Source organism: Pseudoalteromonas sp. MER144-MNA-CIBAN-0113, assembly GCF_040308965.1.
Taxonomy (GTDB): domain Bacteria; phylum Pseudomonadota; class Gammaproteobacteria; order Enterobacterales; family Alteromonadaceae; genus Pseudoalteromonas; species Pseudoalteromonas tetraodonis.
Window position 1 is genome coordinate 1 of sequence record NZ_JBEOOG010000610.1, and the last position, 235, is coordinate 235.

Annotated in this window: 1 protein-coding gene; it reads left to right on the forward strand. The window is 40.4% G+C overall.

All coding sequences use genetic code 11. From position 1 onward, the window contains the following. On the forward strand, nucleotides 1-235 hold a 235-nt coding region (locus AAEY57_RS21160; protein ID WP_350608803.1), incomplete at both ends, for a hypothetical protein.

A 235-nucleotide genomic window follows, 5' to 3' on the forward strand; every position in this document is an offset into this window, starting at 1 on the left:
GTAAAGAAGTACTCTACAGCGCGCTTTACAAAGGCCATCCTTATGAAAGCTACAACTATGGTGATATTTCAGATTTAGAAGCACTTACGCTTGATGATGTTAAAACGTTTTATAACACAGAGCTTACGCAATCTAAGCTAACACTTGGCTTAATTGGTGCAGTACCGGAAAAACTAAAAGCCACTATGTTAGCTGATTTAGCAGGCCTGCCTAAAGGCGAGCAAAGCCGTTTAAG